Source organism: Lysobacter sp. Root604 (genome assembly GCF_001427505.1).
In the GTDB taxonomy this organism is placed as follows: domain Bacteria; phylum Pseudomonadota; class Gammaproteobacteria; order Xanthomonadales; family Xanthomonadaceae; genus Lysobacter.
Window position 1 is genome coordinate 791,837 of sequence record NZ_LMGS01000001.1, and the last position, 19,961, is coordinate 811,797.

Below are 19,961 nucleotides of genomic sequence, written 5' to 3' on the forward strand. Positions count from 1 at the left end.
ACTTGCGCCGCCGCTTTGATTCGCGCGCCCTCATCCGCCCTGCGGGCACCTTCTCCCGCAAGCGGGAGAAGGGACAGCCAAGGTCGCCTGCTTGCTTTAGCCCCTCTCCCGCAAGCGGGAGAGGGGAGCCAGCCGCCTCAGCGCGGATCGCGCGGCTTGAACGGCTTACGGGGACCGGCGCCGTGCGGCTTGCCGCCGGCGGGACGCGGGCCGCCTGGGCCGCGCGCACCGGGGCCGCCAGGGCCGCCCGGACGACGGCTGCGGCCGCCCTCGGTGTCGCCGGGGCCGGCGCGCTGGATGCGCAGAGGCTGGCCGGCCACGCGCACCTTCTTCAGGTGCTCCATCAGTTCGCGCGGCATGCCTTCCGGCAAATCGACCAGGGTGTAGTCGTCGCGGATGTCGATGCGGCCGATGTAGCGGCTTTCCAGGTCGGCCTCGTTGGCGATCGCGCCGACGATGTTGCCCGGCTGCACGCCGTGGCTGTGGCCGACCTCGATGCGGAAGGTCTCCATGCCGACCTCGGGACCGGCCTGCGGCGGGCGCGGGGCGCGTTCGCGCTCCGCGCGCGGCGCGGGCGCTTCGTCGTCGAAGAAGGACTCGGCGGCATTGACCGAACGCGGCGCGGGCGGGGTGAACTGGCGGGTCTCGTGGCGGTGCGCGGGCGGCGCCTCGTCGCGCGGCGCGTAGCTGCGCTCTTGGGCCGGACGCGGCGCGTCGGCGCGCGGATGCTCGCGGCGGTGGGCGCCGGCGTTGGAGGCGTTGTCGCGCTCGACGAATTTGCGCGTGGCCGCGCCGCGGTGCTCGCGCGGCCCCTCGCGCTCTTCGCGCTGGTAGCGTTGCGCCGGCGGCGGGGTCAGCAGCAGCGGGTTGTCGCCCTGCACCAGCTTGGCCAGGGCCGCGGCGATCTCCACCGCGGGCACGTTCTTTTCGCGCTCGTAGCGCTCGACCATGTCGCGGAACAGGCTCAGGTCGCTACTTTCCAGCGCATCGCTGATGCGGCCGAGGAAGCGCGTCACCCGCTGCTCGTTGACGGTCTCGACGCTGGGCAGCTCCATCGGTTCGATCGGCTGGCGGGTGGCGCGTTCGATCGCGCGCAGCATGCCGCGCTCGCGCGGGGTCACGAACAGGATCGCTTCGCCCTTGCGCCCGGCGCGGCCGGTGCGGCCGATGCGGTGGACGTAGCTTTCGGTGTCGTAGGGGATGTCGTAGTTCAGCACGTGGCTGATGCGGTCCACGTCCAGGCCGCGCGCGGCCACGTCGGTGGCTACCAGGACGTCGATCTTGCCGTCCTTGAGGTTCTGGATGGTCTTCTCGCGCTGCGCCTGCTGCACGTCGCCGTTGATCGCTGCGGCCGAAATGCCCCTGGCGGACAGTTTCTCGGCCAGTTCCTCGGTGCCCAGCTTGGTGCGCGAGAACACGATCATGGCGTCGAAGGTCTCGGCCTCCAGGATCCGGGTCAGCGCATCGAGCTTGTGCACGCCGCTGACCGACCAGTAACGCTGGCGGATGTTGGCCGCGGTGGTGGTCTTGGCCTTGATCGCGATCTCGACCGGCTCTTTCAGATAGGTCTGGGCGATGCGCTTGATCGGCGCCGGCATGGTCGCCGAGAACAGCGCGACCTGGCGCGATTCCGGGGTCTTCTTGAGCACGCTCTCGACGTCGTCGATGAAGCCCATGCGCAGCATTTCGTCGGCTTCGTCCAGCACCAGGCAGCGCAGCTCGGACAGGTCCAGGGTGCCGCGGTCGAGGTGGTCGATGACCCGGCCCGGGGTGCCGACCACCACGTGCACGCCGCGCTTGAGCGCCTGCAGCTGCGGGTAGTAGCTCTGGCCGCCGTAGATCGGCAGTACGTGGAAACCGGGCAGGTGCACGGCGTATTTTTGGAAGGCCTCGGCGACCTGGATCGCCAGTTCGCGCGTCGGCGCCAGCACCAGGGCCTGCGGCTTGAACTGCTTGGGATCGATCTGGGCCAGGATCGGCAGCGCGAACGCGGCGGTCTTGCCGGTACCGGTCTGGGCCTGGCCCAGCACGTCGCGGCCTTCCAGCAGCGGCGGGATGGTGGCGGCCTGGATCGGCGAGGGCGACTCGTAGCCGACGTCGGACAGCGCGCGCAGCAGCGGCTCGGACAGGGCGAGGTCGGTGAACTTCAGCGACGGCGCCTCGGCGGAACTGGCGGGGTCGGAAGGGGCGGAACTGGAACTGGGCGTCTCGGCGCTCATGGGGCGGCTCGGCAGCGCCGGCGGAGGCCGGTCGGAAGACCGCCTAGTGTACCGGACCCGGGTGGAGCACTGGCTCAGCGGCGCGGAAACCGCCTGGAAATGCGCGGTTTTCTGGCGCTGGCGGCGTTCCGCGCGCTGAATCGTCGTTCAGTTCCCGCCTTTGGAAAAGGGGGCTGGGGGGGATTTGCGCGAAGGCGATCGGCTGCGTCCGCTTAGAAGCGAAAGCAAATCTCCCCCAACCCCTCTTTTTCAAAGAGGGGAGACCAGCCAAAAATGGGGAGGGCCGCGGCGAGCGATATCCGCGCCTCAGCGCGCCCGCGCGTCCTTCTCGACTCGCCCGTCCTTCATCACCCACTCGACCCGCTTGAGCACGGTCACGTCTTGCAGCGGGTCGCCCGATACCGCGATCAGGTCGGCGCGCTTGCCCGGTTCCAGGCTGCCGACCTGGTCGGACAGGCCCAGCAGGTCGGCGGCGTTCACGGTCGCGGCCTGGATCGCCTGCGGCGCGGTCATGCCGTGGGCGACCATGAGCTCGAATTCGTCGGCGTTGCGGCCGTGCAGGCTGACGCCGGCGTCGGTGCCGAAGGCGATCTTCACGCCCGCCGGCACGGCCGCTTCCAGGGCCTTGCCGGTGATGCCGATGCGCCATTCGATCTTGGCCCGGACTTCGCCGGTATAGGCTTGCGGGTTCTTGGCCAGACGCTCCTTGTAGCCGTTGACCGTGGACAGCGTGGGCACGTAGTAGGCGCCGGTCTTGCGGAACAAGGCGATGTCCTCGCGATCCAGCAGGGTGCCGTGCTCGATCGAATCGGCGCCCGCGCGCAGCGCGACCGCGATGCCGTCGGCGCCGTGCGCGTGCACCGCGACCTTCTTGCGGTACAGGTGCGCGGTTTCGACGATGGCGCGCGCCTCGTCGTCGAACATCTGCTGGCCCAGGCCGGCGCCGATGCGGCTGTTGACGCCGCCGGTGGTGGCGATCTTGATCACGTCGACGCCGCGCGCGATCTGCCGGCGCACCGCGCGCCGGCAATCGTCGGCGCCGTCGCAGGTGTTGCCGTGCACGTCCAGCGCGGCATGCAGGTCCTCGCGGAAGCCCAGGGTCGGGTCCATGTGGCCGGCGGTGGTCGAGATGGCCGAACCGGCGTCGAGGATGCGCGGCCCAGGCAGCTTGCCGGCCGCGACCGCGTCGCGCAGGGCCAGGGTCACGCCGTCGCTGTCGCCGAGGTTGCGCACCGTGGTGAAGCCGGCATGCAAGGTCTTGCGCGCGTTGACCGCGGCCTCGAAGGCGTGGTCGGCGACGCCGCCGGAGACGCTGTCGAGCTGGCCTTCGACGCCGGCCTTGTCCGACACCAAGTGCACGTGGCAGTCGATCAGGCCCGGCAGCACGTAGCGGTCGCGCAGGTCCAGCACGGTCGCGTCGGCGGGCACGCCGGCGAACGCGGCAGCGTCCTGGTAGCCGTCGCGCACCGCTTCCACGCGCCCGGCGCGCAGCAGCAGGGTGCTGGCGCCGCGCGGCGCCTGGCCGGGGCGGTCGAGCAGGTGGCCGGCATGGACCAGGGTCCAGTCGGCGTTCTGAGCGGACGCGGCCAAGGGCAGGCAGGCCAGCAGCGCGGGCAGGCACCAGGCGGGCAGGGCGGGGCGGCGCGGGTTCGGGGTCATCGTCGGGCTCGGCTGGACGCGAAGCCCCGAGCATACCCGCGCGCGCCGGGCTTCAAACGCGACTTCGCGCCAGCCAGCGATCGAGTTGGTTGGCGAAGGCCTGGCGATCGCGCGCATGGAACACCGGCGGGCCGCCGGTCTGCACGCCGGCGCCGCGCAGTTCGTCCATGAAATTGCGCATCGACAGGCGCTGGGCAATGTTGTCGGCGGTGTAGAGGTCGCCGCGCGGATTCAGCGCGACCGCGTGTTTTTCCAGCACCAGCGCGGCCAGCGGGATGTCCTGGGTGACCACCAGGTCGCCGGCGGCCACGCGCTGCACGATCTCGTTGTCGGCCACGTCCAGGCCGGACGGCACCTGGATCGCGCGCACGTAGCGCGAGCCGGGCGTGCGCAGCCACTGGTTGGCGACCAGGGTGACCTGGATGCGCGCGCGTTCGGCGGCGCGGAACAGGATCTCGCGGATCACGCCGGGGCAGGCATCGGCATCGACCCAGATCTGCGGGGCAGGCGGCTGCGCGGCAGGGACGGGGGCGTCGGTCATCGGAAGGGGGTCGCAGGCACGGCCGTGACGGCTGCGCCGGGGGGGAGGCGGGGCGGACAGCGGGGTCCGCGCGCCTGCACTGGCTGGGGCGGGGCGGGCGACTGGCGTCGCCTCGGCCCGGGGCACGGCTCAGCCGTTGCTGCGTTCGTCGTCGCGGGGGCTGCCGCTGGGATCGGCCGGCGCGCCGGTGTCCTTGGCCGCGGCCTTCTTGGCCGCCTTTTCGTCCTGCTTCTTCTTCTTGGCGATCTCGCGCTGGCGCTTCTCGAACGAGTAATTGGGCTTGGCCATGTATGGCGATCTCGATGGGGAATGCCACCAGTCTAGGCCATGCGCGGCCCTGGAGCCGAATCGCCGAACCGCCGCGACCGCTACCATGGGCCCGGACCCCACCGCCCAGGCCGTCATGATCCGCGTCCACCATCTGAACAATTCGCGCTCGCAGCGCGTGCTCTGGCTGCTGGAAGAGCTGGAACTGCCCTACGAGGTCGTGCGCTACCAGCGCGACGCCCAGACCCTGCTGGCGCCGCCGGAACTGCGCCGGATCCACCCGCTGGGCAAATCGCCGGTGCTGGAGGACGGCGAGCGGGTCCTGGCCGAGTCGGCCGCGATCCTGGAATACCTGGCCGAGCGCTACGACGGCGAGCATCGCTACAGCCCGCCGCCGGCGCCGCTGGACGCGCCCGAACGCCTGCGCTGCCGCTACTGGCTGCACTACGCCGAGGGTTCGGCGATGCCGCCGCTGCTGCTGAGCCTGGTGTTCGCGCGCCTGAAGCGCGCGCCGATGCCGTTCTTCGCCAAGCCGGTGGCGCGCGGGATCGCCGACAAGGCCATGGCCAGCTTCGTCGGGCCGCAGCTCAAGCTGCACCTGGACTACATCGAAGCCGAGCTGGGCCGGCACGCCTGGTTCGCGGGCGAGCGCTTCGGCATCGCCGACATCCAGATGAGCTTCCCGGTCGAAGCCGCGGTCGCGCGCGCGGGTGGCGATCGTCCGCGCATGCAGGCGTTCCTGGAGCGCATCCACGCCCGGCCCGCGTACCAGCGCGCGCTGGAGCGCGGCGGTCCCTTCGACGTGCTGGGCTGAGATGCTGGCCTTCGACTTCGACAACGCCTTAATCCGCGAACTGCCCGCCGACCCCGAAACGGGGCCAGGCGTGCGCCAGGTGCAGGGCGCCTTGTATTCGCGCGTGCAGCCGACCCCGGTGGCGGCGCCGCGCCTGCTCGCGTACTCCGCCGAGATGGCCGCGCGCCTGGGTCTGGACGAGGCCGCGCTGCGCTCGCCGGAGTTCGCCCAGGTGTTCGCCGGCAACGCCTTGCTGCCCGGCATGCAGCCGTTCGCGTCGAATTACGGCGGGCATCAGTTCGGGCATTGGGCGGGGCAGTTGGGCGACGGTCGCGCGATCAGCCTGGGCGAGGTCGTCAACGCCGCCGGCGAGCGCTGGGAGCTGCAGCTCAAGGGCGCCGGCCCCACCCCGTACTCGCGCACGGCCGATGGCCGCGCGGTGCTGCGCTCCTCGGTGCGCGAATTTCTGTGCAGCGAGGCCATGCATCACCTGGGCGTGCCGACCACGCGCGCGCTCAGCCTGATCGGCACCGGCGAGCACGTGGTGCGCGACATGTTCTACGACGGCCACCCGAAGGCCGAACCCGGCGCGGTGGTATGCCGGGTCGCGCCTTCGTTCCTGCGTTTCGGGCATTTCGAATTGCCGGCCTCGCGCGGCGACAACGAATTGCTGCGGCGCCTGGTGGATTTCTGCATCGGCCGCGACTACCCGCAGCTGACGGGCGGCGGCGAAGCGCTGTACGCGGCCTGGTTCGCCCAGGTCTGCGAGCGCACCGCGATCACCACGGCGCATTGGATGCGGGTCGGTTTCGTGCACGGGGTGATGAACACCGACAATCTGTCCATCCTCGGCCTGACCATCGATTACGGCCCTTACGGCTGGATCGACGACTACGATCCGGACTGGACCCCCAACACCACCGACGCCGGCGGCCGCCGCTACCGTTATGGCGCGCAGCCGCAGGTGGCGTACTGGAATCTGTCGCGTCTGGCGGGCGCGCTGTCGCCGCTGTTCGCCGACGTGGCGCCGCTGCAGGATGGCCTGCGCCGCTACGTCGAGGCCTGGAACGCGGCCGAGCGCGACACGGTCGCGGGCAAGCTCGGCCTGCGCGAGTGCGGCGATGAGGACCTGGCGCTGATGGACGCGCTGCGCGAACTGATGCGTGCGGCCGAGATCGACATGACCTTGTGGTTCCGCGCCTTGTCCGACTGGGACGCCGAGGCCGGCCTGCAGCCGTTCGCGGATGCGTTCTACGACCCGGCCAAGCGCGCCGAGCACGAACCGGCGCTGCTGGCCTGGCTGGCCCGCTACCGCACGCGCCTGGCCGAGGACGCGCTGCCCGCGCCCGAGCGACGGGCGCGCATGCGCGCCAGCAACCCGCGCTATGTGCTGCGCAATTACCTGGCCCAGCAGGCGATCGACCGCGCCGAGCAGGGCGATCCGGACGGCGTGACCGAGTTGCTGGAGGTGATGCGCCGACCCTACGAGGACCAGCCCGGCCGCGAGGCCTATGCGCAACGCCGCCCGGACTGGGCGCGCGACCGCGCCGGTTGTTCGATGCTGTCCTGCAGCTCCTGAAGTCGGGTGCCGTCGTCGCAGCGAGGGTCGGCTCGATGGCTACGCAAACCGCCGCTCCCACAGGAAGCAGGGGTGCGGCTTTGCGAGTGGTCGCGCGCGCTCGAGGTCTCGGGATAGGAGCGGCGTAAGCCGCGATTCGTCGGTGGGCGCCGGTGGCGCTGGAGTGTGCGGTGGCGCGATCGCGGCTTACGCCGCTCCCACAGGAAGCGGGGCGCGGCGGTCTTGCGAGGGCTTGCGCCGCTGCTATCCCGAGGCGTGGGGCGTGCCGACGAATGGCGTCAGCGGGCTCGGTGGCTGGGGCCGGCTTGCCCGAGGCTCCTGAAGCACGCCCGCGCACAGGCGCGGGCGGCGGGGTGGATCGGCGATCCGGCCGGCCGCATAGGGCCGGCGAAGCGCGCGATCAGGTCGGCGCAAAGCCCTTGGTGGCCTTCTTTTCGTTCTTCTCGGCGCGCTTTTCCTTGATCGTCTTGGTCGGTTTCTTCTTGGTTTCTTTCTTGCGGTCCAAGCCCTTGCTCATGGCAGGCTCCTCGATTCGGTGGTGGCGGCCGCAGCACCATGCCGGCGGCGAGGCGCCAGTATGCGCCGTGCCGGCATCCGGCGCGCGGCCGGACGGCGCCGGGGCACGTGCCCCGGCTACAATGGTCGGATGCCTTTGATCACCGTTCAGAACGTCGACTACAGCGTCGGCGGCCCGCTCCTGCTCGAAAACGTCGAACTGTCCATCGAACCGGGCGAGCGCATCGCCCTGATCGGTCGCAACGGCGCGGGCAAGTCCACGCTCATGAAACTGCTGGCCGGAGAAATCCAGCCCGACGACGGCCGCATCCTGGTCGACGGCGGCCGCCGCGACGGCAATACCCGCATCGCCCGGCTCGAGCAGGAAGTCCCGCCCGGCGCCAACGGCACCGTCTTCGACGTGGTCGCCGACGGCCTGGGCGAGCTCGGCCATTGGTTGGCCGAATACCACCATCTGACCCACGCCGACCACTACGACGCCGATGCGGTCGCCGCGGTCCAGACCAAGATCGAGGCCGCCCACGGCTGGGGCCTGGATCAGCGCGTCACCGAGACCCTGGCCCGGCTCGACCTGGACGGCGAGGTCGAATTCTCCGGCCTGTCCGGCGGCATGAAGCGGCGCGTGCTGCTGGCGCGCGCGCTGGTCTCCGCGCCGGACCTGCTGCTGCTGGACGAGCCCACCAACCACCTCGACATCGAAGCCATCGACTGGCTGGAACAGTTCCTCAAGTCCTGGCAGGGCGCGCTGGTGTTCGTGACCCACGACCGCCGCTTCCTGCGTGCGCTGGCGACCCGCATCGTCGAGATCGACCGCGGCCAGGTCACCAGTTGGCCCGGCGACTGGGACAACTACGTGCGTCGCCGCGAGGAACGCCTGAACGCGGAAGCGCAGGAGAACGCGCGCTTCGACAAGCTGCTGGCGCAGGAAGAGGTCTGGATCCGCCAGGGCATCAAGGCCCGGCGCACCCGCGACGAAGGCCGCGTGCGCCGCCTCAAGGCGATGCGCAACGAGCGCGCCGCGCGCCGCGACCTGACCGGCAACGTGCGCATGGACTTCGCCCAGAACGAAGCCTCCGGCCGCAAGGTCGTGGAGACCAAGTCGGTGTCGTTCGATTTCGGCGGCAAGCCGCTGCTGCGCGACGTGTCGACCACGATCTTCCGCGGCGACCGCATCGGCCTGATCGGGCCCAACGGCAGCGGCAAGACCACCCTGCTCAAGATCCTGCTCGGCGATCTGCAGCCCAAGGCCGGCGAAGTGCGCGAAGGCAGCAAACTGCAGGTCGCCTACTTCGACCAGTACCGCGCGACCCTGCGCGAGGACTGGAACGCGATCGAGAACGTGGCCGAAGGCCGCGAGTTCGTCGAGGTCGGCGGCAAGAGCAAGCACGTGATCGGCTATCTGCAGGATTTCCTGTTCACCCCCGAACGCGCGCGCGCGCCGATCACGCGCTTGTCCGGCGGCGAGCGCAACCGCCTGCTGCTGGCCAAGCTGTTCGCGCAGCCGTCCAACCTGCTGGTGATGGACGAGCCGACCAACGATCTGGACGTGGAAACGCTGGAGCTGCTGGAGGAATTGCTGGGCGATTACCCCGGCACCCTGCTGCTGGTCAGCCACGACCGCGACTTCCTCGACAACGTGGTGACCTCGACCCTGGTGATGGAAGGCGAGGGCCGGGTCGGCGAGTACGTGGGCGGCTACACCGATTGGCTGCGGCAGCGGCCGGTGGCCTCGGTCAGCGCGGCCAAGCCCGCCGCGGGCGCGCCCAGCGCGGGCAAGCCGGAGCCGGCCAAGGCCGAAGCCGCGGCGCCGGCGGCCAAGCGCAAGCTCAGCTACAAGGAAGCGCGCGAGCTGGAGCAGTTGCCGCTGCGCATCGAGCAACTGGAAACGCGCCTGGCCGAACTGGCCGAACAGATGAACGAGCCGGCGTTCTACCAGCGCGACAGCGCCGCGATCAACGCCCACAACGCGACCTTGGCGCAGGCCCAGGCGGAGTTGGACGCGGCATACGCGCGCTGGAGCGAACTGGACGCCTGAGGCCGCGCCGCCCCCCAACTTCCGTCGCTTGCGCGGCGGCCGCGGCGCGGTTCCTAATCGCCGCATCGGCCCATCGCGGCCAGGCGAGAGGAAGGCGGCTATGGGGCGGATCGCAATGGCATGCGCCGCGGCGCTGCTGCTGGGCGTTGGCGGCACGGCCACGGCCGCGGTCAAGGACGTCGCCGCCAACGGCTTCAGCATCGAGAACGAACAGGTCGTGCCCGTCGACCAGGCCACGGCCTGGAAGGCGCTGGTCGGCGAGGTCGATCGCTGGTGGCCGAAGGATCACACCTGGTGGGGCAAGGCGTCGCGGCTGTCGATCGAGCCGCGTGCGGGCGGTTGCTTCTGCGAGATCGGCCTGGACGGGCAGCAGCAGGCGCTGCACATGACGGTGAGCTTCGTCGATCCCGGCAAGACCCTGCGCCTGCTCGGCGGGCTGGGCCCGCTGCAGGGCATGGGCTTGAGCGGCGCGATGGAGTTCCGGCTGGCGCCCGCCGACGGCGGCGGCACCCGCATCACCCTGGCCTACCGCGCCGGCGGCTACACGCCGGACGACCTGAGCAAGTTCGTGCCGGTGATCGACAAGGTCCAGGGCTTGCAGTTGGGCGGTTTGGCCGACTACCTGCGCAAACCCGAAGCGCGCGGCGGCGCGAACGGCGCCCAGGAGCCGCCTCGTTGAATCCGATCGGCAGTGCCTACCGCACCCGTCACGAACGCGGCGCGACCTTGGCGACCCATCGCCACAGCGCGCCTTACGCCGCGCTGGTGCTGGACGGCGACTACACCGAAGCCAGTCTCGACGGCCCACTGCCGTGCCGGCCCGGCACCCTGGTGCTGCACCCGGCGTTTCACGCCCACGGCGACCGTTTCGGTGGCTTGGGCGCCAGTGCGATCAACATCGAACTCGCGCCCGGCGCGTTCGAGTTGGCCGCCAGCGCCTGGGAAGTGCACGACCTGCGCGAGGTGGCGGAAGTGTTCGAGCGTTGCCCGCAGCGCCTGTCGGAATTGCTGGCCTGCGCGCGCCCGCAGGCCGCGCCGGAGCTGCCCGACTGGCAGGGCGAGCTGTTGCGCGGCATGGCCGAGTCCGAACACGAGATCGCCGTGCTCGCGCGCGGGCTCGGGGTCTCGGCCGAACACGCCAGCCGCGCGTTGAGCCGCAGCTACGGCATGTCGCCGCGCGCGCTGCGCCGCGAAGCGCGCTGGCGCCACGCCCTGCAACTGCTGGGCGGCGCGCTGCCGCTGGCCGAGGTGGCCGCGGCCGCGGGATTCGCCGATCAAAGCCACCTGCACCGCATCGTGGTCGCGCATGCCGGCTGCACGCCGGCGCGGCTGCGCCGCCAGATCAAGTACGTACAAGACCGGCGGCTCGCCATCGCGGCCTAATGGCTCCAACGCGCATCCCCCGCGCTCTGGAGTCTTCGCCATGAAACCTTCCCTGTCGTCCGCCGCGATCGCCGCGCCGCTGCTGCTGGCCTGGGGGCTGGGCGGTGCCGCCGCTCCGCCGGCGCCGTTGCCGGAAACCAGCGGCCCGCTCGCCGCCAAGGCGGTCAGCGACGCTTTGGGCGCCTCCCTGCGCGCCGACGTGCCGACCGCGCTCACCGCCTTGAAGGCGGCGCCGGTCGAGCAGTTCAACGCCAAGGACGCGGCCTTCCGCAGCTGCATGCTGGATCGTCACGAGCGTCGTTCGCCGCCGCCGCCCTCGGCCGCCGAGGTCCGCGATCCCTACGCCCGGCGCGTGCTCGAGATCTATCAGCGCTATTGGTGGCTCGCGGTGCGCAATCCGGCCCAGCGTCCGGCCGAGGATGCCAAGCTCAAGGCCGACTTGGCCGCGACGATCGGCGAGAAACCGCCGGCCGACGGCGACGAGGCATTCGATGCGTTGACCGAACGCATCAACGTGAAACTGCGCGCCAGCGGTTTGCATCCTCTGCAAGGCCGCACCCCGCCGCTGTACGACCTGTTCCTGTGGAGCGAGCAGGAGGAGCAGGACCACGTCGTCGCGCTGCCCGGCGGCGAACAGCAACCGGTCAAGGTGTTCGTGATGGACGGCTGGCTCAGCCGCGGCTGGAGCAATTACACCGCCTGCAATCAGACCGGTGCGGCCGGCTGGGCCAATCCCGAGGGGCTGTACGCGGTGCGCGCGGCCTACGGCGATCTCAAGGGCGAGGACTTCCAGGTCAGTTTCCTCGGCCACGAGTCCCAGCACTACGCCGACCTGAAGCGCTGGCCCGACATGCCGCCGTGGACGCTGGAGTACCGCGCCAAGCTGGTCGAGCTGGCCAAGGCCGACGTCACCCGGATCAAGCTGCTCGACCGCTTCTACCGTAGCCAGGACGACGAGCCCGATCACCCGCATCCGTACGCGAACAAGCGCGTTATCGCCGACATGTTGGCCAAGCTGGGTCTGCCGGCCAACGCCGACTTGCGTCAGTCCGATCCCGAAGCGCTGCGCCGCGCCGCGCGCGAGGCGCTGATCGAGGACACCCGCAAGCGCGAGGCCGAATCGCCGGCGGCGGCGCCGAAGGGCTGAGATCGCCGCGCGCGGGCGCTAAACTGACGGCATGCAACAAGACTCCTTGTTCGGCCCGGCGCCCGCGGCGCGTTCCGATATCCATCGTTTGTTCTTCGCGCTGATGCCGGACACGGCCACGCGCGAGCGCATCGCCGGCCTCGCGCCGGCCTTGCGCCAGCGGTACGAGGGCGGCGGGCGCCTGATCGGCGCTCACCGCTATCACCTGACCCTGCAGTTCCTCGGCGATTTCGGCGCGCTGCCGCAGGCCATCGCCGAACGCGCCGCCACGGCCGCGCAGACCCTGCGCCTGCCCGCGTTCGAGCTGTCCCTGGACCGCGCCGGCAGCTTTCGCAACCACGCCATTCCGTGGTGGCTGGGTTGCGAGCACCCCGCGCCGGGCCTGACCGAGTTGTGGGAGCGTCTGGGCGTGGCCCTGGCCAAGGCCGGCGTGCGCATCGAATCCGGCCATCGCGCGCATGCGCCGCACGTGACCATCCTGCGCGATGCCGAACGCGCGCTGGCGCCGACGCCGATCGAACCGATCGCGTGGCGGGTGGACCGCTTCGTGCTGGTGCATAGCCTGTTGGCCGCGCAAGGACAGAGTCGCTACGACATCTTGGGCGAGTGGGCGCTCGCGGACGCATGAAGACGCTGGCGCTCGCCGTGCTCGCGGTCGCGACGCTGTCGGCCTGCGGCGCGGACGAAACCTTGCAAGGCCATTGGGTGGTGGACCTGGACGCGACCGTCGCCGAGGCGCGTCGGGGCGGCCGCAGCGAGCGCGAGATCGCGTTTCTGCGCGAGCTCTACGGCCGCGGCCTGCTCGAAATCACCGACGACGCCCTGGTGATGCGCGTGGTCGGCGTGCCCGACGCGGTGGCGCGCAACTACCGCGAGCTCGAGCGCGACGGCGACTGCCACCGACTGCAGGTGCAGGGCAGCGCGCCCAGTCACCGCTACTGCCTGCGCGACGGCCGCTTGATCGTCGACGATCCCGGTGCCACGCTCAGCCTGGTGTTCAAGCGCCAGTGAGCCGCGCCGGCCCCGGGAGCCCGTCATGCCCCAGCACGACCCACGCATCGACGCTTACATCGCCCAGGCCGCCGAGTTCGCCCGGCCCATCCTCGAACAGGTACGCGGCGTGGTGCATAAGGCCTGCCCGGAGGTCGAGGAAACCCTGAAGTGGGGCATGCCCAGCTTCGTCTACCGCGGCCGGATCCTGTGCGGCATGGCCGCGTTCAAGCAGCACGCCAGCTTCGGTTTCTGGCAGGGCGCCAACATCGTCGGGCCGGACGGTCGCAAGGGCGAGGAGGCGATGGGCCAGTTCGGGCGACTGACCCGGCTCGCCGATCTGCCCAGTAAGCGCGAGCTCGGCGGCTACGTCCAACAGGCCATGGCCCTGATCGACGCGGGCGTGAAGCGGCCCACGACCAAGAGCGCGCAACCCAAGCCGCCGCTGGCGGTGCCCGAGGACCTGGCGGCGGCGCTGAAGAAGAACGCCCCGGCGCGCAAGACCTTCGAGGCTTTCCCACCCAGCCACAGACGCGAGTACGTGGAGTGGATCGTCGAAGCCAAGCGCGAGGCGACCCGGCTCAAGCGTGTGCAGCAGGCCGTGGAATGGCTGGCCGAAGGCAAGCACCGCAACTGGAAGTACATGCAGCGCTGAGTGGGGCCCGCTAGGTTCGCGCGTCGATCGCTGCGCGGCGGTCGCGTCGAAGCGTATCGGTCACGGAGCGGTCGGCGGCGTCATGCGCAGCACGGCATGCAGGCCGTAGTGGTCCGATGCCCACACGCCGTCCGCATCCGGTGCGTCGAACAGAATCTCGGCCTGGCTGGGCGCGAACGCGTCGGGCTGGTACCAGACATGGTCGATGCGCAGCGGCGCGTATTGATTGAGGTTGAGCGTGCTGTGCTCGCGGGCGTCGTCGGCGATGCCCGGATGCAGCGCGCCGTAGGCGTTGCGGAAGCGGCGGCCGAACTCGGCGAACTCGGGCGCGTGCTCGGGCGCGTTGAAATCGCCGGCGACCAGGCTGGGAGCGCCGCCGGCCGTGGCGTCGATATAGGCCAGCAGATCGTCGATCTGACGCCGACGGATCGCGCCGCCTTCGGGCTTGTAGTGCAGGTGGGTGGCGTAGACATTGACGACGCGACCGTTCACCTCGATGCGGGCGTGGGCGACGGTGCGGTAGTCGTCGGCGGGCTGCAAGGGCTTCCAATCGAAGGCCAGCACCGGGCGACGGCTCAGGATCGCGTTGCCGTAGCGGCGCGCCGCGTCGGTGGCGTCCACCGAAACGAAGTAGGCGCGGTAACCCAGCGCATCGGCCAGGGTCTGGGCCTGGTTGGGTAGGGTCTGGTGTTGCAGCACTTCCTGCAGCGCGATCACGTCGGGTTGCAGGCGGCGCAGTTCGGCCACGATCTGGCGTTGGCGCGCCGGCCAGTCGCTCTTGTCGTGCCAGAGGTTGAGGGTAACGACCGAAAGCCCGCCGTCGGCGGGCGCCGCTTGCGGGCGCGCCTGCGGTTCGGCGGCCGGCGATGGCGCGGCCGCCAGCGCCGCCAGCAGGGCGACGCCGCCCAGCAGCCGCGCGGCCAGGCGCCGCGGCGCCGGCCCGCCGTTCGCCCGCGCGCTCAGCGCGGCACCGTCGCGATGCGCAGCACCGGATACAGGCGGTAGCTGTCGTCCCAGGACGAGTGGCGACGATAGAAGAACTCCAGGCGCGCCTGCGGATCCTTGGCGAAAGCCGGGTCGGATTTCAGCTTCTGCTCGAACGCGGCCTTGAGCTTGGGATCGGCGGCGAGCATCTCGCGCGCGACCTCCTCGGCGACGTAGTCCTCCATGTACTCCTTGCGCTCGAAGGCGTTGTTGAACTCGCCCCAGGCCGCCAGCGCGTCCGGTGCCTGCGGTTCCAGCAGGGCCATGGCCAGGCGCGCCTTGGGCTGGGCGATCGGCACGAACAGTGCGCCGGCCCCGAGGTTGCGCAGTTCCGGCTTCCATTCGCCGCTGGCGGTGAGGCGCTGGTGGCCTTCCACCGACTGCGCGCCGAACTCGGCCTTGTCGGCGCGGAAGGTTTCGACCCGCGCCTTGGGCAGCGCGCCGTCGAGGCGACGGTAGGCGATGCCGTGCTGGTCGAGCTTGGCCGCTACCCAGGCCGCGTGTGCGGCCGGCACCAGGTAGCCGCCGCGCGGCGCCTTGACCGTGAGGCTGGGCTGGACGTCGTCCTTCATCGGGATGTTCCAGACCTGCGGCGTGGTCTCGTCGTAGCGCGTCATCAGCGCGCCGGAGATCTCCGAGGGCGTGCGCGTGTAGGCGTAGCCGCGGAAGGCGACGGTGCGGGTCTTGGGGCCGGCCTTGTAGTCCAGCGCCACCGGCTGACCGCCGAGCTTGGTCGCGCGCTGATCGGCGGCGGCGGTTTCGCGCTGCCAGGCCGCGCCCTGCGCGCCGACCAGTTCCATCAGCGCGACCACGGTGTTGCGGGTGATGCGCACGCGGGTCGGGTAGTCCTTCCAGGAATGGGTTTCGACCAGCATGCCCAGGCGGTTGCGCAGCTGGAAATAGCCGTGCGAGAAGCGCGGCGGCGCCACGCCGTCCTCGAAGCCGGAGCTGGGATCGTCGTTCTGCACGAACGAGGGGTAGTAGGGCAACGGCAGCGAACCCTGCGCGGCCAGGCGCTGGATCACGCCGTCGCGCAGCGCGGTGCCGGCCTTGCGCAATGCGGCGTCGCCGGACTTCACCGGCTCGACCTGGATCGACACGTCGTGCTCGAACTTGGCGCCGTCGGTCACGTGCAGATCGACGTAGACCAGCGGGTCCCAGGCGTCGACCAGCTTGAGCATGGACTGCATCTCGATGCTGTCGGCCTTGAGATAGTCGCGGTTGAGGTTGTAGTTCTGGGCGGTGGTGCGCCAGCCCATTTCCTCGGGGCCGCGCTGGTTGGGGCGATTCCAGCGCGCGAAGCGCTCGTGGCCGTCGACGTTGAACACCGGCACGAACAGCAGCACCTGCCTGGCCAGCGCGCCGGGCGCGGCGGCGCCGTCCAGGGCTTCGCGCAGGGCCAGGAAGCCCGCATCCTTGCCGTCGATCTCGCCGGAATGGATGCCGCCCTGGATCAGCGTCACCGGCAGGTTCTTGGCCTTGGCCGCCTGCGGGGTGAACGCGCCGGCCGGCGACACGATCAACACCTTCATCGGCCGGCCCTCGGGCGAGGTGCCGAAATCGGCGCAGCGCACCGCGTCCGGATAACGCAGCGCATAGGCCTCGCACAGCGAGATCACTTCGTCGTAGCGGCCGGTCTTGGTGAAGCCGCTGCGCTCGGCGACGGTGCTTAGCGAGGTGTCGGCGGCGGCGACGGGCAGGGCGCTGGCGAGCAGCGCGGCGAGCAAGAGCGTGCGGGTCATGCGGGGTCTCTCTCCCAGGTCTGCCCGCATGGTAACGGAGCCTCCGGGCCAAGGCTGTGCACGGTTGGCACACTGCTGACAAGCGGCGTCAGCACATTCGAAACGCAAGGCGCGCGCTCCACGCGGCAGCGTACGGACCGAGGCCTGGCTTAGACTGCTCGGCCGTCTCCAGGGATGTCCGCATGTACGCGCTCTACTACTCTCCCGGCGCCGCCAGCCTGGTCGTGCATTGGTTGCTGATCGAGCTGGATCAGCCGCACGAGCTGCGTCTGACCGACATCGACAGCGGCGCGCACAAACGCCCGGACTATCTGGCCCTGAATCCGGCCGGCCGCATTCCGACCCTGCTGGTCGATGGCCAGCCGCTGCACGAGACCTGCGGCCTGTTGCTGCTGCTCGGCGACCGCCATCCCGAGTCCGGCTTCGCGCCCGCGCCCAGCGATCCGCGCCGTGGCGCTTACTACCAGTGGATGCTGTACCTGGCCAACGCGGTGCAATCGCCGCTGCGGTTGTGGTGGTACCCGGGCGACGTCGGCGCCGATCCCGAGGCCGTGCGCGCGGGCGTGCGCGAGCGCGTCGAGGCGGCCTGGCAGCACATCGACGCGCACCTGGCCGCGCATGGCCCCTATCTGCTGGGCGAGGGCCCGGGCATCGCCGATTTCTACCTGACCATGCTGATGCGCTGGACCCGCAACATGCCGCGCCCCGGCCACGACTGGCCGCACTTGGGCGAGCTGGCCCGACGCATGAAGGCGCGGCCCTCGTTCCGCACCTTGTACGAGCGCGAAGGCCTGAGCGAATGGGCCTGAACGACCGCGCCTGAGCGGCGCCCGGCTGTGCCGTATCTGGCTGCCGGCGACGCCGGCACGGGCTCCCGGCCGAGCGGCCGGTGCGGCCCCCCGGCGGCCCGGCCGCGACGATCGGTTAGGCTTAGCGGACCGCAACCGCAGGACCGCCCGTAGATGAGCCAAGCCGCCACCGCCCGCGCCGATTCGCAGGGGCGCATGCCCCGCCAGATCGCCTACATCATCGGCAACGAGGCGGCCGAGCGCTTCAGCTTCTACGGCATGCGCAACATCCTGACCTCGTTCCTGGTCGGGACCCTGTTGCTGGCGTCCACCTCCGACCTGGCCGAGCGCGAGCACCTGGCCAAGGAGGTGTTCCACAGCTTCATGATCGGCACCTACTTCTTCCCCTTGCTGGGCGGCTGGCTGGCCGACCGCTATTTCGGCAAGTACAACACCGTCATCTGGTTCTCGCTGATCTACTGCGCCGGCCACGCCTGCCTGGCCCTGTTCGAGCACAGCCAGACCGGCTTCTACACCGGTTTGTTCCTGATCGCGTTCGGCGCCGGCGGCATAAAACCGCTGGTGGTGTCCTTCGTCGGCGACCAGTTCGACCAGAGCAACAAGGCCAAGGCCAAGCTGGTGTTCGACGCGTTCTACTGGACGATCAACTTCGGCTCGCTGTTCGCGTCCTTGCTGATGCCGATTTTCCTGCGCGAGTACGGCCCCAGCGTCGCCTTCGGCATCCCCGGCGCGCTGATGTTCCTGGCCACCCTGATCTTCTGGCTGGGCCGCCACCGCTACGTGCGCGTGCCGCCGACCCGCGACACGCCCGATCCGGATTCGTTCTTCAACGTCGCCCGCACCGCTCTGACCACGTCGGCGCCGGGGCAGGGCAACCCCGGCGCGATCGTCGCCTGCCTGGGCGTGGCCCTGGCGCTGGCCGCGGCCTCGCTGAGCTTCGTGCCGGCGATGGGCTTCGTCAAAAGCGTGTGCCTGGCGCTGGGCCTGCTGATCGGCTTCGGCGGTTACGGCATCTCGCTGCAGCTGGACCGCGCGCGCGGCAAGCATTCGGCGGTGGCGGTGGACGGCGTGCGCGCGGTGCTGCGCATCGTGATCGTGTTCGCCCTGGTCACCCCGTTCTGGTCGCTGTTCGACCAGAAGGCCTCGACCTGGGTGCTGCAGGGCCAGAAGATGGTGGTGCCCACCGACCTGTGGTGGTGGCCGACCTGGCTGATCTCCGGCGAAGGCGGCGCGCGCGCCGCGGCCTCGCAGATGCAGGCGATCAATCCGCTGCTGGTGATGCTGCTGATCCCGTTCAACAACCTGGTGCTGTACCCGGCGCTGCGCCGGGTCGGCCTCAACCCGACGCCGCTGCGGCGCATGGGCTTCGGCATCGCGATCTCCGGCCTGTCCTGGATCGTCGCGGCGGTGCTGCAGCTGTACCTGGACGCCGGGCACCCGATGTCGCTGTCCTGGCAGATCCTGCCCTACGTCCTGCTGACCCTGGGCGAGGTGCTGGTGTCGGCGACCGCGCTGGAGTTCGCCTACAGCCAGGCGCCGCAGTCGATGAAGGGCGTGATCATGGCGCTGTGGTATCTCACCAGCACCTTCGGCAACCTGTGGGTGATGCTGACCAACGCGGCGGTGCGCAACGCCTCGGTGACCGCTCACATCGCCGGCACGGGCCTGAGCGAAAATGCCTTCCTGATGTTCTTCTTCGCCGGATTCGCCTTCGTTGCGGCGGCCGCGTTCGGGCTATACGCGCGGCGCTATCCGATGCAGGACCATTACCGAGCCGCCTGACGCAACGCCGCGAGACCCGACCCGATGCTGACCTATGTACTGATCGCCGCGACCGTGCTGGTGTCGTGGCTGGCGTTCGATAACCCCAAGGCGAAGCAGCGCCTGCTGTTGTGGCCGCCCGCGGTGGAGCGGCATCGTCAGTACGACCGGCTGCTCACCCATGGCTTCGTCCACGCCGATTGGCAGCACCTGCTGTTCAACATGCTGACCTTGTATTTCTTCGGTCTCAGGGTCGAGGATGCCATGACCCAGTCGGTGGGTCCCGTCGTGTTCGTGCTCTTCTATCTGTCGGCGATCGTGGTCGCGATCCTGCCCAGCTACCTGCGCCATCGGCGCGATGCCGGCTACAGCAGCCTGGGCGCTTCGGGTGGCGTGTCGGCGGTGCTGTTCGCCGGAATCCTGCTGCAGCCCTGGACGCTGGTCTTCATTCCGATCCCGATGCCGGCGATCGTGTACGCGGTCGCATACGTGGCCTATTCGTTCTGGATGGACAAGCGCGGCGGCGACGGCATCAACCACAGCGCCCATCTGTCGGGCGCGATCTACGGCGTGTTGTTCATGCTGCTGATGGATCCGCGCGTGGGCCCGTCCTTCCTGCAGCAGCTGAGCAACCCTCAGTTCCGCTGATCGCGCCCTTCCCCTAAGACGGGGGTCAGGCGGCCCAGCGGCTCTCGATGCGGGGCAGGGCGTCCAGTTCCGGAATGGTCTCGCCGTAGGCTTCGGCCAGGCGGCCGTAGATGGCGGCGTCGAGCTGCATCAGCTCCTGGGGATCGCCTTCGCCGGTGCGCACCAGGTCGTACATGCGGGTGACCAAAGCGTCGTCGCTGACGGTATTCATGGGTAGGTTCATGGACATGCGC

At 70.2% G+C, this 19,961-nt stretch carries 19 protein-coding genes; 12 read left to right on the forward strand and 7 right to left on the reverse strand.

Going from position 1 to position 19,961, the window contains the following annotated elements:
* Positions 1-137: 137 nt before the first annotated feature.
* From ASD69_RS03775 to ASD69_RS22330, 4 genes are all read right to left on the reverse strand, one after another.
* A complete protein-coding gene (locus ASD69_RS03775) occupies positions 138-2,219 on the reverse strand; it encodes a DEAD/DEAH box helicase (RefSeq protein ID WP_056174184.1) in 2,082 nt (693 codons plus the stop codon).
* A gap of 306 nt (positions 2,220-2,525) precedes the next feature.
* Positions 2,526-3,878: an amidohydrolase family protein gene (locus ASD69_RS03780; RefSeq protein ID WP_056174186.1), complete on the reverse strand. Its 1,353-nt coding sequence runs from the start codon at positions 3,876-3,878 to the stop codon at positions 2,526-2,528.
* Positions 3,879-3,930: 52 nt separating this feature from the next.
* On the reverse strand, positions 3,931-4,419 hold the full coding sequence (locus ASD69_RS03785) for a YaiI/YqxD family protein (protein WP_056174187.1): 489 nt from the start codon (positions 4,417-4,419) through the stop codon (positions 3,931-3,933).
* 129 nt (positions 4,420-4,548) lie between these two features.
* Positions 4,549-4,707, reverse strand: a complete 159-nt coding sequence (locus ASD69_RS22330; RefSeq protein WP_200943932.1) for a hypothetical protein — start codon at positions 4,705-4,707, stop codon at positions 4,549-4,551.
* A gap of 115 nt (positions 4,708-4,822) precedes the next feature.
* Here ASD69_RS22330 and ASD69_RS03790 point away from each other — a divergent pair, with 115 nt between their 5' ends.
* The 9 genes from ASD69_RS03790 to ASD69_RS03830 all read left to right on the forward strand — a co-directional run bounded on the left by ASD69_RS03790 (position 4,823) and on the right by ASD69_RS03830 (position 13,784).
* Positions 4,823-5,500, forward strand: a complete 678-nt coding sequence (locus tag ASD69_RS03790; protein ID WP_056176507.1) for a glutathione S-transferase — start codon at positions 4,823-4,825, stop codon at positions 5,498-5,500.
* A 1-nt stretch (position 5,501) separates the two neighbouring features.
* Positions 5,502-7,058 carry a YdiU family protein gene (locus tag ASD69_RS03795; protein ID WP_056174189.1) on the forward strand — a complete coding sequence of 519 codons (1,557 nt, stop codon included), beginning with the start codon at positions 5,502-5,504 and terminating at the stop codon, positions 7,056-7,058.
* A 646-nt stretch (positions 7,059-7,704) separates the two neighbouring features.
* Complete coding sequence (locus tag ASD69_RS03800; protein WP_056174191.1) at positions 7,705-9,609, forward strand: ATP-binding cassette domain-containing protein; 1,905 nt, start codon at positions 7,705-7,707, stop codon at positions 9,607-9,609.
* Positions 9,610-9,709: 100 nt separating this feature from the next.
* Positions 9,710-10,288: an SRPBCC domain-containing protein gene (locus tag ASD69_RS03805; protein WP_157498966.1), complete on the forward strand. Its 579-nt coding sequence runs from the start codon at positions 9,710-9,712 to the stop codon at positions 10,286-10,288.
* A complete protein-coding gene (locus ASD69_RS03810) occupies positions 10,285-10,992 on the forward strand; it encodes a helix-turn-helix domain-containing protein (protein WP_056174195.1) in 708 nt (235 codons plus the stop codon). Before ASD69_RS03805 ends, ASD69_RS03810 begins: the two co-directional genes overlap by 4 nt.
* A 40-nt stretch (positions 10,993-11,032) precedes the next feature.
* Complete coding sequence (locus tag ASD69_RS03815) at positions 11,033-12,139, forward strand: hypothetical protein (RefSeq protein ID WP_056174197.1); 1,107 nt, start codon at positions 11,033-11,035, stop codon at positions 12,137-12,139.
* A 31-nt stretch (positions 12,140-12,170) separates the two neighbouring features.
* The gene (gene thpR / locus ASD69_RS03820; protein ID WP_056174199.1) at positions 12,171-12,767 is read left to right on the forward strand and encodes an RNA 2',3'-cyclic phosphodiesterase; all 597 of its coding nucleotides are present in this window, start codon (positions 12,171-12,173) and stop codon (positions 12,765-12,767) included.
* The gene (locus ASD69_RS03825) at positions 12,764-13,150 is read left to right on the forward strand and encodes a hypothetical protein (RefSeq protein ID WP_056174202.1); all 387 of its coding nucleotides are present in this window, start codon (positions 12,764-12,766) and stop codon (positions 13,148-13,150) included. The genes thpR and ASD69_RS03825 overlap by 4 nt, the downstream gene beginning before the upstream one ends.
* Positions 13,151-13,175: 25 nt before the next feature.
* Positions 13,176-13,784 (forward strand): YdeI/OmpD-associated family protein, encoded by a 609-nt coding sequence (locus tag ASD69_RS03830; RefSeq protein WP_056174204.1) that lies wholly within the window; start codon positions 13,176-13,178, stop codon positions 13,782-13,784.
* Between the two features lie 60 nt (positions 13,785-13,844).
* On the opposite strand, the gene ASD69_RS03835 is transcribed toward ASD69_RS03830, so the two are convergent.
* A complete protein-coding gene (locus ASD69_RS03835; RefSeq protein WP_343123756.1) occupies positions 13,845-14,708 on the reverse strand; it encodes an endonuclease/exonuclease/phosphatase family protein in 864 nt (287 codons plus the stop codon).
* Positions 14,709-14,743: 35 nt separating this feature from the next.
* Positions 14,744-16,540, reverse strand: coding sequence for a M14 family metallopeptidase (locus ASD69_RS03840; RefSeq protein WP_200943933.1), 1,797 nt, complete (start codon positions 16,538-16,540; stop codon positions 14,744-14,746).
* A gap of 152 nt (positions 16,541-16,692) precedes the next feature.
* Between ASD69_RS03840 and ASD69_RS03845 the strand changes: the two genes are divergently transcribed.
* The 3 genes from ASD69_RS03845 (at position 16,693) to ASD69_RS03855 (ending at position 19,728) form a co-directional block, all read left to right on the forward strand.
* A complete protein-coding gene (locus tag ASD69_RS03845; RefSeq protein WP_056174207.1) occupies positions 16,693-17,319 on the forward strand; it encodes a glutathione S-transferase in 627 nt (208 codons plus the stop codon).
* Between the two features lie 153 nt (positions 17,320-17,472).
* Positions 17,473-19,101 (forward strand): oligopeptide:H+ symporter, encoded by a 1,629-nt coding sequence (locus ASD69_RS03850; RefSeq protein WP_056174209.1) that lies wholly within the window; start codon positions 17,473-17,475, stop codon positions 19,099-19,101.
* Positions 19,102-19,125: 24 nt separating this feature from the next.
* A complete protein-coding gene (locus ASD69_RS03855; RefSeq protein ID WP_056174211.1) occupies positions 19,126-19,728 on the forward strand; it encodes a rhomboid family intramembrane serine protease in 603 nt (200 codons plus the stop codon).
* Positions 19,729-19,753: 25 nt separating this feature from the next.
* On the opposite strand, the gene ASD69_RS03860 is transcribed toward ASD69_RS03855, so the two are convergent.
* Positions 19,754-19,951 carry a hypothetical protein gene (locus tag ASD69_RS03860; RefSeq protein ID WP_157498968.1) on the reverse strand — a complete coding sequence of 66 codons (198 nt, stop codon included), beginning with the start codon at positions 19,949-19,951 and terminating at the stop codon, positions 19,754-19,756.
* Positions 19,952-19,961 lie beyond the last annotated feature (10 nt).